The following is a 13,637-nucleotide window of genomic DNA, read 5'->3' on the forward strand; positions in this document are numbered from 1 at the left end:
ATAGCAATTCATAATGGGTTGCCCGGCTTTTTCTCGCGCTGAGGCCGGGCAACCCATTGACACACCTTCACTTTCACTGCATTAACCTAGGAGAATATTTTCCAATCAGCGATGCTGCATTTTTTAAAATGTTATTTTGAAACTGCTGGCAAGCCTGACAGACACGCAACTCCAACGGCCCAGGAATTCTATGCGCGGCTTTATTGCTGGAATATTGCTTTTTATGGCGATCGCATCCATTACGACCGCCGCAATTCCTGCCCGCGCTCTGGCAGCCGACAGCCAAGACCCGATCATTGTTTCCCTACCCCGTGAAAACGAACCTTATTCCTTTGTATCCATGTTCGGCGAACCATCAGGCTTGCTTGTGGACATCTGGCGACTTTGGGGCGAGAAAGTCGGGCGAGACGTCAAATTTCGCATGGGGGAATGGCCTGACTTGCTAACCGATGTCCGCTCCGGTCAATCGCATATCCACGGCGGGCTTTTTCGCACCGCCACCCGCTCCCTGCTGCTGGATTTCGGCCCAGCGCTCTTTCCCTCGCGCGGCGTGATCATTATGGCTTCGGGTGTCAACGCTGATCTGGACAGCACTCCCGCGCCGGTCATCGCCACCCTCAAGGGTACCATCCTTGAAACCCATCTGCGCACCCGCTACCCCACCCTGCGCCTTTTGTCGCTGGCATCCTTCAAGGACATGATCATGGCTGTGGGCGGCGGCCTGGCTCAAGGCGTTGCCGGGCCGCTCTTGCCGCTTATCAGTGCCATCGACCGCCTGGGACTCAACGAAAAGTTTTCCACAGAGCCTTTCCCGCTGCTGGAGGATACCCTTCGGCCGGGAGTACGCAAAGGCGACATGGGCACTCTGGAGCTTGTGGAACAGGGTATGACCCAAATTCCCCGAGCGGAACTCATCGCCCTTGAGGAATACTGGGTGCGCGTTCCTGCCATGAGGGAAACAAACAGGGTGCGCCGCCCCCTGAACCTCAGCCCGCATGAACGCCAGTGGCTTGAGACGCATTCGCGCTGGCGCGTTGGTTTTCTTAAGGATGGAGCACCGCTGGCCTTTACCAACAGGCAGGGGCAGTTTGACGGCATCAGCGCGGATATTCTCCGCGCAGTCGCAGGAATTCTGGGTGTGGAAATTATCCCCCAGCCCGAAGCCTCTACCCGAAATCTGAGCACGAATCTGGCGACCCAGCAGACAGACGTGGTGCCCTTCAGCGAAAAGCTGCCGCCTGCGCATGAGAATACGCACCAGCACAGCCTGTTGTTCTATCTGCCGCTGGATGTGGTCATCAGGGCCAATGCAGGCTTTTCTGTTACCAGCCCCCGTGACCTGGCAAAAAAGACCGTAGCCGTGCTGGCATATCCCGGCGTGGCAATCCAGTTGGAAAAACTCGTGCCCAGCGCCATTGTGGTACCCCTGCAAGTCATGGATGATGCCCTTAATGGCCTGCGTTCAGGGCGCTACGATGCTGTGGTGGGCCTTTCTGTTTCCGTCAGTTTTTTTCTGACCAACGGCGAACGCAACGACCTCAGGCATACCCGGCTGCCCGATCTGCGTTATGCGGCGCAGATTGCCTTTCGCTCTGACTGGCCAGAACTCCCCAGGATTTTTGAAAAAGCCTACGAGAGCATCCCCTACACCAACCTGCTGGAAATGGCCCAGCGCTGGGGCAGCCTGCGGATTGAAAAAGACATTGACTGGGAACGCATCAAGCAGGTGGGCGGCGTGGTTGCCCTGCTTGTGGGCAGTTTTTTGTGCGTAATACTGATTGCCAACCACAGACTCGCGCGCGAAAGCCAGGCAACCCAGCTTGCCTTAAGCGCCCTGCGCCAACGGGAGCGGCAGCTTAAAACTGTTATGGATAATCAGCCGAGCATGGTCATGCTGATCGACACGGCTGGCAGATATGTACTGGTCAACCGCCAGTTTGAACGATTTATAGGCCGCCCGGCAGAGGCCATGATCGGCAAACGGAACGAAGACAACCTGCCCCCGGAAATAGCCGCTGCCGCAACGCTTGCTGATGCAGAAATCCTGAAAACCGGCGAACCACTTACCTGTGAAGAGTCCTACCGCAATGCCAGTGGCGACCTGCGGGATCTTGACACCTGCAAGGTTCCGCTTAAGGACGACCACGGCAACATCTTTGGCATTGTCATTACTGCCACAGACATTACCGAAAGGCGCAAGGCCGAGCGGCAGGCCCTGCGCACGCAGACAGAGATGACCCAGATATTCAATGCCGCAGGCAGTGCCATGCGCGTGCTGGACACCAATCACATTGTCTTGCAGGCCAACGATGCCTTTCTGAAATTGCACGGGTTCAGCCGGGAAGAAGTGATCGGCGTTCGCTGTTCCGACTATACGCGAAATTCAGAAAAATGCGCCACATGCGCAGTTACGCGAGTGCTGAACGGCGCGCCCAAAGCTGCGGAAACCACCATGCGCCGCCGCAAGAACGGTGATGAGATTTACTGCGATGTTGTGGCTACGCCCTTTCTTTCGCCAGAAGGGGAACTGCTGGGGGCCATTGAAGACTGCCGCGATGTCACAGAGCTTGTAAAAAGCCAGCGCGCCATGCAAAAGGCCGCGCGGGCTGCGGAAGAAGCCAACCGAGCCAAGAGCGAATTCCTGGCGAATATGAGCCACGAAATCCGCACTCCCATGAACGCCGTTATCGGCATGGCCTATCTTGCCCTGCAAACCAAACTCACGGGCAAGCAACACAGCTACCTCTCCAGCATCAAGGATTCCGCCAAATCGCTGCTGCGCATCATCAATGACATTCTGGATTTTTCAAAGATTGAAGCGGGCCGCATGGATATTGAGCATGTGGACTTTGAGCTGGACGAAGTGCTGCAAGGGCTGGCAAGCCTCGACATTGTCAAACTGGCCGAAAGCAAGGTCGAACTGCTGATTGACGTGGAGCCGGACGTTCCCTTCACTCTTATGGGCGACCCTCTGCGGCTGGGGCAGGTGCTTATCAACCTTGTGGGCAACGCCATCAAGTTTACCGATCAGGGCGAAGTGTGCGTGCGGGTGCAGCGGTGTGAAGCCGTGGGCAACAAAATAACTCTGCTTTTCAGCATCCGCGATACTGGCGTGGGCATGTCGGAAGAGCAGAAACAAAAGCTGTTCCACGCATTTTCGCAGGCCGATATGTCCACAACACGGCGGTTCGGCGGCACAGGTCTGGGGCTTTCCATTTCCAAGAGGCTTGTGGAAATGATGGGGGGCACGATCACTGTTGAAAGCAAACCAGATCTGGGCAGTACATTTCTCTTTACCGCATCCTTTGACCTGCCCCCGGCTGGCCCTGCCACACTGCCGGAGGTGAAGGCGCTCTCTGGCCTGCGCGCCCTTGTGATTAACAGCGACAGCGCCCAGAGGGAAAAACTGGGGCAAAGTCTCGCAGCCCTTGGGCTGCAATACGGCGAAGCGGCAGACGGCACTCAGGGCGCACGCGTTGCCGCAAAAGCCGCCAAGGCAGGCATGGCCTACGAAGTCGCGCTGATCGACTGCAACCAGTCTGAAAAAAACAATCTGAAAGCCGCAGCCCGGCTGAAAAAATTGCAGAACATGCCCATTATCGTCCTGACCGGGGTCCATAATCTGGGCAAACTCAATGCGCAGGCAACCGCCCTGGGCATCAATCATGTTCTCTGCAAACCTGTTTGCAGAACAACATTGCTGCGCGCCATTCAGGAGGCCACGCGCAGCAACCAGCAGGCAGAATACAGCCTGCTGGCTGGCAACGAGCTGCCAAGGCTTATAGAGGGCCTGGGAGGTCAGCGTGTGCTTTTGGCTGAAGATAATGAAATCAACCAGATTGTGGCCAAGGAACTGCTGGAAGGCATGGGCCTTGTGGTGGATATTGCCGATAATGGCCGCATTGCCGTGGACATGATTTACAAGAGTGCGTACGCGGCTGTTTTCATGGACATACAGATGCCCGAAATGGACGGGTTTGAGGCAACACGCATGGTACGCGCCACGCCTGGATTCCGCCATCTGCCTATCATTGCCCTCACGGCGCACGGCATGGTGGGCGACAGGGAAAAATGCCTCAAGGCTGGCATGAACGACCACATTTCCAAGCCCATCGACCCCACGGCTCTAACAGAAGTTGCCATGCGCTGGTGCCGCAAATCCGATGCGAACGACCCACGGCAAACAGTCGATTTGTAAAGCCCTGTCTCCTTGCCCTTCGCACTGACTCCTCTCTGCTGCTTCCCATCCACTGCATCAAATTCGTTAGGCCCGATTACTCTGGGTCCGTTGTCTCACGCCTCTGCGCTGGCGCTGTTTGCATGCCCGGGCCGTATGAGCAGCCATGTGCCTGTGAGCGCGGTAAAGGGCGCAACCGTCACAAGCCCGATACTGCCAACCAGTGTGTTCATGATTTCAGCGGAAACAAAGGGCAGATTGAGGGCGTTTTCCAGCGGGATGCCCTGTGCCATGAACAGCATCAAGGTGGCGATATAACCGCCGGAGTAGGCCAGCAGCAAGGTTGTGGTCATAGTGCCCACAACGGCGCGGCCCACCCGCAGGCCCGAGGCCAGCGCCGCACGGCGGGAAATGCCGGGGTTCTGCGCCGCCAACTCGGCCATGCTGGCAGCCACATCCATGGCGAGATCCATCAGCGCGCCGGAAGAAGCCATGAATATGCTGGCAAGAAAGATGCGCGTCATGTTCAGATGCGGATAGCCGGAATAGAGCACGGTTTCCGCATAGGGGCGCACGGCCCCGTGCAGCTGGAACGGCCCTGCAAAAGCCAGCGCAAGCGCACAGGTCGCGCCAATGCCCAGCAGGGAGCCGAGCCAGGCAGCCAGCCCGCGCCGGTTCATGCCGCCCACAAGCAGGATGGTTGCGGCTGTTATGGCCGTGGTAACGCCCAGTCCTAGCAGGATGGGATCCACGTCGCGCAGCAGGGCCGGAACCAGCGCCTTCCATATCATCAGGGCAGAAAATACAAAGGAGAGCAGCGCCTTGAGACCTGTGGCCCCGGCAAAGGCCAGCAGCAACAGGGCAAAGATGCCAAAGGCCACTGCCTGCGTGTGCAGCCGATAGTGATCCTGCGCCACGACATCAGCCACCTTGCCATCCCGCAGGGTAAGCACCATCAGGGCTGTGTCGCCGGGGGCGAATACTTTATCCAGCTCCATCTTGCCCACCAGATCGTTGCCCGCCTGCCATGTCTGTCCTGCGTAGGGGCCATCAATGGCGCGCATGGTCACATATTGCGTACCCATGCGTACAATGCCGTACTGGTGCACCCGCTCATTATCCACGCTCAGCACCATTGCACGACAGCGCACCGCATTATCCGGCAGACGGTTTTCAAAACCCGTGGGCAGCAGATACAGCGCAAGGCAGGCCAGCCCCAGCACCACGCACAGCAGGGCATCGCGCCGGGTGGAACGCAAGGGCATATGCCCTGCGGCGGCCCTGGTCAGCATCGGAGCCATTGATTGAGCCTGTATTTGCGGATGCGCCTGATCTGCCCCGGTTACATCCGCAGTGCTGCCCGACAGTTTGTTTTCTTCACCCTGCTGCGCCATGATGACTCCTGTGCTGCACTCGTGCCTTTTGCCTTTATTACGCCATAACAAACAGGCCGGACAGCAGGCATATAACCCCGCCGCCCGGCCTGCAAAATACACTTCCCTACGCGCTAGTTGCCAGCTGCCGCCAGCCGGACTGCCGGGCTGGCAGCAGTATTTGCGGCAGGGCTGACAGCGGCGGAAGGTTTCTTCATCCCCATGATTTCAGCCATACGGGCAAAGATATCCGTATTGTCGTAAAACCCGCCAAAGCGCTCAGCGCCCACGCCTCCGGCAGAGGTCAGCACCGGAACGCCCGTGTGGGAATACGTTGTCCACGCGATGCCCGACTTCTGGTTGAGCAGGTGGGTAAGGGTGACGGTGAAGGGCTCATATTCGCCGTAGAGCAGGTAATCCTGATCCGAAAGGTTCTTGCTGTCGCCGCCCTTCATGCTGCGTTCAAAGGCCGCGCGCAGCTCGTCCACCTCGTAGGGTTTCAGCACCATGCCCGCAGCGTCGCCATCCTTGGGCAAGGCGGCGGCTTGGGCATCAGAAAGCACCACGAGGCCAAAGTTTTCCTTCACCAGAGGCAGCACGTCTTCCAGCTTTGCCTGCGGATTGGCCTTGCGGAAGGTGTTGAATTTTTCGTCAAAGGCCACGTAGGATATCTTCTGGTTTTTCAGGCGGGTGTGGTACGAATCGTACTTGGTGCCCGCAAAGCCGATGGACATGCCGCCGGTTTCGTGGTCGCCCGTTACGATGACCAGGGTGTCATCCGGGTGGCTGCGCATGAACTGCATGGCCTCGGCCACGGCGGCGTCAAAGGCCAGCACATCGGTGATGGAGCTTACGGCGTCGTTGGCATGGCAGGCCCAGTCCACTTTGCCGCCTTCAATCATCATGAAAAAGCCGTTGGGATTGTCCAGCAGTTCAAAACCCTTGCGCGACATCTCGGCCAGCGAGACGTCGTCCTTGGCGGCATCCATGGCGTAGGTCATGGCGGATTCGTCCTGGAGGCGCGGATTGACGAACACCACGCGTTCCTTGCCGGGCTTGAGCGAGCGGAAATCCTGCGCGCTGTTCACATAGTGGAATCCATTGGCGCGGATGGCGTCCAGCACGTTGCGCTTGTCGCCTTCCATCTTGGATTTTTTGCCGGCAGGATCAAGAAAACCGCCGCCAGCAAAATAATCCATGCGGCTCGCAGCCAGTTCAAGGCCGATTTCGTAATAATTTTTGCGGCTGGGCTGATGCGCGTAAAAAGAACCGGGCGTGGCGTGGTCGAGCGACACGGTGGTCACTATGCCCACCTTCATGCCCTTGTCGCGCGCCATCTCGGCAATGGAAACCACCGGTACGTTCTTGCCGTCCACGCCAAGGCCACGATTGGTGGTCTTGACGCCACAGGCCATGGCGGTTCCGGCAGCGGCGGAATCCGTAATGAGCGAATCAATGGAATATGTGGTGGTTGCGCCCTGCACGGGCAGCTGGCTCATGTTGAGCTTGACGATGCCGGGGGTGGTGTCGCCCTTTTGCGCAGCCAGATACAGCTCCGCCGCGTTGCGCTGGGCCATGCCCATGCCATCGCCTATGAGCAGAATGACGTACTTGGCCTGCCCCGCATGGGCAACCCCCATAAAGCCGAACAGCATGACGCAAAGAACAAAAGCCGCGCGTGCGACATTGTGCCAACGAAACTGGGCCATGACCCGAACCTCCTGCATAAAAGCAATGGTGGAAAGCCCCCGAAAATCGGCCAGCCTTCCCCAAAATCATACAAGGCTGCCTGCGGGCTCTGCAATGGGCTAACGCTCGCCCATGCGGGTGACGCCCGCGTTACGGGCAGCCGCATGTTGCGTGACGACGGGCAATGTGGAACCTGTTACCGCACCCTTGACATGCAAGGCAACGCAAAAACGGCCTGTCCGCAGCAGCGGACAGGCCGTTCACATAAGGCGTTGTCAGCGTGTTAGTAGGGCAAGCCAAGGCCTGTAGCGGTGTGGATGGTATCCTTGAAAAAGACGATGCGGCTGAGCAGCACGGCGCAGAACACCAGCAGGCCAAGCGCGCAGGCGCGTTGCCGCGCCGCGTAGGTCAACCCAAAGGCCGCGCCCAGCAGCGCCAGTCCGCCCCAGAACAGGGGCGAAGCCAGCCACGCACGGGCCGTGGCCTGCATGATCGTACCGCCGGAGGCCCACACGCAGGGCACAATCAGCAGCACCGCCATGAGCATACCCAGAAACACCCGCAGCACCCCAACCCGGTTTTGCGCAAAGGCCGCGCCCAGCGAAAGGCTGGTAAGGGCGAAGAGCAGCATGGGTACGCCGTTGCTGATGGCAGGCATGGAGATGACGGCATAGGTCATGCCCTGCATGATGATACCCGCAAGCCCCGCCAAGGCAGTGAGTACGCACAGCAGGCGCGAAGGCTTGAAGCAGCAAAGGCAGGCCAGCGCGGCGAACAGGCCGAATACCAGCCCTTCCCTGCTGAGCCAGGAACCGCCCATATTGGTAAGCGCCGTTGCGGCGCGCCAGGGCTGGGCCAGATGCAGCATGGAAGCCGCCAGCCCGAGCAGGGCGGCCCCGGCCACAACGTACCATTCCTTGCTGCCAAGAGGATTAACTCCTGCGGTCTGTCTGGAGGCCGAGGTTACGGCCCCGGCAGCGGGGCGCAGCATTCCAAATGCCGCAAATACGGCCATGCCCACGGCAAGCTGGGTAAGCACCGTAAAAAAGACAAGAGGGAATTCATAATGCATGGTTTTACCCCCTGACCTGACGCGGCATCCTGGGCAGGATAAACCGGGTGGAAGGATTAAGGCGCGGCATGGCAGGGTAGCCAGCCGGATTCTGCACGGCGTTGGTATCGTCAAACTGCTCCAGATCCACAAGCTCCAGCGCGCCAGTGGGGCAACCCTGCACGCAGGCGGGCAACAGTCCGGCATCGAGGCGCTCATGGCACATGCTGCATTTTTCCGCATGCTTTTCCGCCTTGTTGAAGCGCGGCGCGCCATAAGGGCAGGAGCGGATGCAGTTGGTGCAGCCGATGCAGGTTTCCTTGTGGTGCACGACCACGCCGTCAGGCCGCTTTTCGTACGAAGACGTCGGGCAGGCATCCATACAGGCGGGATGCTCGCAATGGTTGCACGCCAGCGAAAGAAAGGCCCTGTCGTGGTGCGGATAAATGGCCTCGTCCAGCGGATACACCTGCCGCCAGACCATGTCCGGCTCCAGCTGGTTGAAGTTTTTGCAGGCCATGGCGCAAGAGCGGCAGCCAATACACTTATCCATATCCATCAAGAACGCGCGTCTTTTACTCATGCCAAGCCTCCGCTCACCGCAATCACGTCTGCAAACTGATCGTGGATTGCAACACCCGGCGAACCGGTTTTCATGGCCCCCATGTCTGACGAGCAATCGTCCACAAGGTTCTGCACGTTAAAGTCGAGCTTGCGGAACCATGCCTCGTACATGACCAGACAATCCGTAGCCACGTTGGTGCTGAGCCGCGCCCGCAGGCGCACCTCGCCGATGCCGTTGAACACCTTGACCATGGCCATATCCCTGATGCCGCGCTCCTGCGCCGCCTTGGGGTGGATGTAGACATATGGCTCGGGATAGAAATTTTCCATCCAGTCCAGGTTGATAAACTGGGAGTGCAGGCCAAACTGCACATGCGGAGTCAGCAGCCGAAACGGCCCAGAGGCCTTGCGCCCTTCCACAAATTCGGGCAGGGCCTTGAAGCCGTTTTTGGCGCAGAGGTCGGACTTGAACTCGTACTTGCCCGAGGGCGTTTTGAAGGTGCCTTCCGGCCATGCGGCAGAGGATTTGCGCTTGGCCTTGACCGGCCCCTGACGCAGCGCCTCCCAGCTGGGGATGCCAAACAGGTCGTAAATGCCCTTGTTGCATTCCTTCGCCATCCATTCCTTGCCGTCCACTTCCTGCGGGAAGGTACACGACCCGGATTCCTTGCGGTTCATGGCGCGGGAGAGGGCCGCCGCGATTTCGATGTTCGAGCGCGCCTCGTGCATGGGCTTGATGGCCTGTTCGTTAAGCGAAAGCCAGTAGTGCCAGTACGATACGTTGATCGTCCACTCCTCAAAAAGTGTTGTCACCGGCAGCACGATGTCGGAATGGCGCACGGTTTCCGTAAAGAACTGCTCAACGGAGACAACCATATCCAGCTTTTTGAAGGCCCGCTCCAGCTTGTTGCGGTCGAAATCCTGCGCAAAGGGATTTTTGCAGGATATCCAGAGCATTTTCAGCTCGGGATCCTTGGCATCCAGAATTTCCTGGGCAATCCTGTTGATGTTCAGGGAGCGGTCGGTGTAGGCGGTCTTTTCCCCGCCGCCAAAATCAAACTCGCCCTTGGGGCCGCCGCCGCCCACAAAACCCCTGGAGCCTGCGGGGCGCTGCTGCGTCATGGCGTGGTAGTTGAACCCCCAGGTTTGCAGATGCCCGTAGCGAGCGCCGCCGCCCTCAACACCCACGTTGCCTGTCATGGCCACAAAGGCATCCACGGCGCGCACCATGGCCCCGCCGTTGGTGTGGCGCTGCATGCCGTAGCCAATCCACACGGTCGCGGGGTGGGCCGAAGCAAATTCTTCCGTCACTGCGCGGATTTCATGGGCGGGCACGCCAGAAACCTGCGCCGCCCACTCCACGGTGACATTGGCCCGCAGGTAGGCCGCAAATTCGTCAAAGCCCACGGCCCGGTTTTTGACAAAATCCAGATCTACAAGACCAGAATCCAGCAGATGCCGGGCCATGCCGAGCGCAAGCGCCCCATCGCCGCCCGCGCGCACCTGCCAGTACACATCGCCCTTGGCCGCCGTCTGGGTAAAGATGGGGTCAATAACCACCACCTTGGCGCCCTTCTGCCGGGCCTCGTAGATGTACTTCATGGAGTGCATGGAACACCATGCCGGATTTGCGCCCCACACGATGATGTACTTGGCCTTGACCATGTCTTCCGGGTCGTTGCACCACATATCGCCGAAGTCGTAGTTCTGGGCGTCAATGCCCGCAGGCCAGCAGGGCGTGCCCACAAAACGGCTGGTGTAGCCGAGGGAAGACATCATGCCTTCCACGCCGTAGTTGGTGATGCCGAAGTTGCCGGAATATTTGGTAAGGCCCAGCCCCAGCAGGTTGCCGTCCTTTTTCTTCAGCTCCAGAATCTTGTCCGAAATCCGGTCCATGGCTTCATCCCAGCTGATTCTGCGCCAGTTGCCCGAGCCACGGCCCTCCTGAATCATGGGATATTTGATGCGGTCAGGGCTGTAGACCCGCCGGGGATAGGAATAGCCCTTTACGCACAAGGCCCCCTGCGTGAAGGAGGATTCCGGCGCGCCCTCCACAAACTGCACGATGCCGTCCTTGACGTAGGTCTTAATGCTGCATGTATCGTAGCAGTTGCGGGGGCAGGCGTTGCGAAACACCTGATAGGCCGAAGGGTCAAAGGGTTTTGCCTCGCTGCGCGCAGGCAGGAGCAACGAACCGGAAACGCCGCCAAGCGCGCCCGCAGCCCCTGTTGCCAGCAATCCTTTAAGGAAGCCGCGCCTTTCTTTTGAGCAATCAGATTTATGCATACATACTCCTTTGCGTACAATGACACAGCCAATATTCAAGACAGCGCAGGGCCGCCTGTATTGCGGGCGTGGGCGCGTCCGTCTTGCGTGCCCTTTCCACAAAAGCGGGAAGCCACCGCGCCATGTGCTCATCCACAAGCCAGGCAAGGGCTTCGCGGGCATGGACGCGCAGGGGGGCGCCACACTCGGGGCGCAACAGCAAGGTCAGCATGCCCCAGGCTTCCAGCTCGCAGGCGATGAAGTCGTCCGGCTGACCATCAGGCGCGGCAAGGCCAAGGGCTTGCAATATTTCGCGCATATCTGTTGCGGCATTACCCATAAGCCGGGGTTCCGCCTCCAGATACACCGAGGCATAAGGCGGCGCAGGCACGGCCTGCGGCCCCACAAACAGCCGGTTAAAGGCGTATTCCTCCGCCTGCCAGTTTATGCTGTCGGGCAGGATTTCCACGGGAGCAAAACGCGTGGCCGCCGCAGCCAGCGCGTCAGCATTTGTGCTGCTGAAAAAGTCGCGCAGGGCCTGAGCCAGAGCCTGCATTTCTGATAATGATGGGGACATTCAAGCCTCCGGGCAGGATGCCCCAAGCGAGGCATCACGAGCATTTTGATACGTTAGTAAAATGCCCGCTCTGTGTGCAGTGCGCCAGAGTGAATGTTTGGTGAGAGATCGGGTATACAGCTATACCCGATTAATCGGGATTGGGTAGAAAGGGAAAAGCGAAGGAGTGAAGTGAAGAAGCGCCGGGCTACGGATGCAATCCGGCAGAGCCTCAGGCCTGACTGGTAATCAGGTACATGGCAAGCTGTGTATCGTGCCCGCGCACGCCAAGTTTGCGGCGGATGTTTCTGCGGTGGGTCTGCACTGTCTCCGGCGAAATGCGTAGGATGGCGGCAATCTCCTTGGTCGTGCGCCCGGTCTGAATCCACTGGCAGATTTTAAGCTCGGCAAGGGTCAGCTTGCTCAGCCCCTTGTCCTTAACCATCTGCTCCTGCGCGGAGCCAGTGCCGCCAAGGATGCGCTCAAGCTGCTCGCGCGCAAGCTCGATCCCCTGCTTGCGGGCTGCGGCATCCTGCTCTTTGCCCAGCTCCGCCAGGGCGGGCCACAGGAAGTTGCGCACGTTTTCCGCCAGTTCATCGCTCTGCTGGCAGCGCTCTTCCTCAACATGCCGCAGCACGTTGCGCAGGGTGATATTCAGCTCTTCAAGACGCTGCTTTTCCTGCTGAAGATCCTGCGTTTGCCGCTGCACCGCGTCTTCGAGCATTTCCCTGTGCAGCACATGCGGCGTTATGTTGGTCAGCAGGAGCAAAAAGTCGCCGGAGCTTGCCATGCTCAGATCGCCCAGCGAAGCCATGGAAAGCCGGAACACCAAGCCATTGCCGAAAGGGGAAATCTCGACAGTCTGCCCCACCTTGTAGCGGGCGAAGAATGTCTTGGCGTCTGCTTCTTCCAGGCCGAGCGCATCCCAGATGTATTTGCCTTCAAGGTTCTCGCCCGCGTACTGCCGCAAGGAGCGGTTGGCGGTGACTATGCGGCAGGCGGAATCCATGACCAGCACGCCGTCGGACGTGGCGTTGAATATATTCTCAAAACGGCATTTTTCCACCGTCAGCAGGCGGAACAGATCATCCTGATCAAAGGTGCGGGCGCTCTGGGCGGCCTGCATGCAGGTTTCCATCCACACGATTTCAAAAGCCTGGCTGTAAATCTCCACCAGCCGGGCGGCCAGAGCCGCTGCCCGTTCCGTGACCTCTGGCGAAAGGCGCGGCAAGGCCTCAAGGGCATCCTGCACCGACAGGGTAAACGTTTTGTAGCAGCCCAGAAACATGCTGCTGGTGATGCCCCGCCTCAGATGGCGCAGGCCCGAACTTTTCAGCGCATCGGCCCAGCCGTCGGCATTGGTGCGCAGCACCTCGAAGGTGGGCGGGGTGTCGCGGTCGGCATGGCCTTTCACCGCGTCCAGCAGCCCGTCGCAGGAGGTCATGCAGTCTTCCCGCCGGGCAGTGGTAAAGGACAGGTAGCCCGCAGCTTTCATGCGCAGCGTCCACTGCCCGAGGAAGACCTCGGCGCAGTCGTCAAAGTGGTTCACCGCGCCAAGCGCGCACTGCCACTCCTCGCAACTCAGGTCAAAAAGACCGGAAGATGCGTTCTGCTCCGCAGGGTGGGATGTATGACTTTGGGAAATCGCTTTTGACATGACTGCCTTAACGCGCATGGGGATTGCAAAAAGGGCTGCGCGGGATTTAGGGCAAGGACGGGTTACGTGCGTGATTCTGGGGCGGGATGCGTAACGGATAACGGGAACGGCACATTTACAAAAATGTGACGCACAATCACTCTTTCTGTCAAGAGCGTGAAAGGGCAGACCGAGCGCGGCAAGGCGAATGGCTTGCAATAAAAGCAGTTATAGGCGCTCCCGCCCGAATGCATGGCAGGAAGGAATGGGCATAAGGGGCGCAGGGAGCACTTATATAAAATCTGCCCCCACAGATAAGGGGCCAA

At 59.0% G+C, this 13,637-nt stretch carries 8 protein-coding genes; 1 reads left to right on the forward strand and 7 read right to left on the reverse strand.

What is annotated here, in order from left to right; genetic code table 11:
* Positions 1–223: 223 nt before the first annotated feature.
* Positions 224–4,198 (forward strand): transporter substrate-binding domain-containing protein, encoded by a 3,975-nt coding sequence (locus JMF94_RS11445; RefSeq protein ID WP_240825229.1) that lies wholly within the window; start codon positions 224–226, stop codon positions 4,196–4,198.
* A 95-nt stretch (positions 4,199–4,293) separates the two neighbouring features.
* Here the strand turns inward: JMF94_RS11445 and JMF94_RS11450 are convergent, their stop codons facing one another.
* The 7 genes from JMF94_RS11450 to JMF94_RS11480 form a co-directional block, all read right to left on the reverse strand.
* A complete protein-coding gene (locus JMF94_RS11450) occupies positions 4,294–5,571 on the reverse strand; it encodes a YibE/F family protein (protein ID WP_346770020.1) in 1,278 nt (425 codons plus the stop codon).
* 113 nt (positions 5,572–5,684) lie between these two features.
* Complete coding sequence (locus JMF94_RS11455; protein WP_240825230.1) at positions 5,685–7,259, reverse strand: alkaline phosphatase; 1,575 nt, start codon at positions 7,257–7,259, stop codon at positions 5,685–5,687.
* A 263-nt stretch (positions 7,260–7,522) separates the two neighbouring features.
* Entirely contained in the window at positions 7,523–8,311 is a 789-nt protein-coding gene (locus JMF94_RS11460; RefSeq protein WP_240825231.1) for a DmsC/YnfH family molybdoenzyme membrane anchor subunit, read from the reverse strand.
* Positions 8,312–8,315: 4 nt separating this feature from the next.
* Positions 8,316–8,873: a 4Fe-4S dicluster domain-containing protein gene (locus JMF94_RS11465; RefSeq protein WP_022659675.1), complete on the reverse strand. Its 558-nt coding sequence runs from the start codon at positions 8,871–8,873 to the stop codon at positions 8,316–8,318.
* Entirely contained in the window at positions 8,870–11,140 is a 2,271-nt protein-coding gene (locus JMF94_RS11470) for a molybdopterin-dependent oxidoreductase (RefSeq protein ID WP_240825232.1), read from the reverse strand. The genes JMF94_RS11465 and JMF94_RS11470 overlap by 4 nt, the downstream gene beginning before the upstream one ends.
* Positions 11,133–11,696, reverse strand: a complete 564-nt coding sequence (locus JMF94_RS11475) for a molecular chaperone TorD family protein (RefSeq protein ID WP_240825233.1) — start codon at positions 11,694–11,696, stop codon at positions 11,133–11,135. Before JMF94_RS11475 ends, JMF94_RS11470 begins: the two co-directional genes overlap by 8 nt.
* A gap of 211 nt (positions 11,697–11,907) precedes the next feature.
* On the reverse strand, positions 11,908–13,332 hold the full coding sequence (locus JMF94_RS11480) for a LuxR C-terminal-related transcriptional regulator (RefSeq protein WP_240825234.1): 1,425 nt from the start codon (positions 13,330–13,332) through the stop codon (positions 11,908–11,910).
* Positions 13,333–13,637: the final 305 nt, after the last annotated feature.

The sequence above is a fragment of the Desulfovibrio sp. UIB00 genome, assembly GCF_022508225.1.
Lineage (GTDB): Bacteria > Desulfobacterota > Desulfovibrionia > Desulfovibrionales > Desulfovibrionaceae > Desulfovibrio.

What these genes read in the sequence shown, in the direction of transcription:
- JMF94_RS11445 (WP_240825229.1), top strand. Translation starts at nt 224, where the DNA reads ATGGCGATCGCATCCATTACGACCGCCGCAATTCCTGCCCGCGCTCTG.
- JMF94_RS11450 (WP_346770020.1), bottom strand. Translation starts at nt 5,571, where the DNA reads ATGGCGCAGCAGGGTGAAGAAAACAAACTGTCGGGCAGCACTGCGGAT.
- JMF94_RS11455 (WP_240825230.1), bottom strand. Translation starts at nt 7,259, where the DNA reads ATGGCCCAGTTTCGTTGGCACAATGTCGCACGCGCGGCTTTTGTTCTT.
- JMF94_RS11460 (WP_240825231.1), bottom strand. Translation starts at nt 8,311, where the DNA reads ATGCATTATGAATTCCCTCTTGTCTTTTTTACGGTGCTTACCCAGCTT.
- JMF94_RS11465 (WP_022659675.1), bottom strand. Translation starts at nt 8,873, where the DNA reads ATGAGTAAAAGACGCGCGTTCTTGATGGATATGGATAAGTGTATTGGC.
- JMF94_RS11470 (WP_240825232.1), bottom strand. Translation starts at nt 11,140, where the DNA reads ATGCATAAATCTGATTGCTCAAAAGAAAGGCGCGGCTTCCTTAAAGGA.
- JMF94_RS11475 (WP_240825233.1), bottom strand. Translation starts at nt 11,696, where the DNA reads ATGTCCCCATCATTATCAGAAATGCAGGCTCTGGCTCAGGCCCTGCGC.
- JMF94_RS11480 (WP_240825234.1), bottom strand. Translation starts at nt 13,332, where the DNA reads ATGTCAAAAGCGATTTCCCAAAGTCATACATCCCACCCTGCGGAGCAG.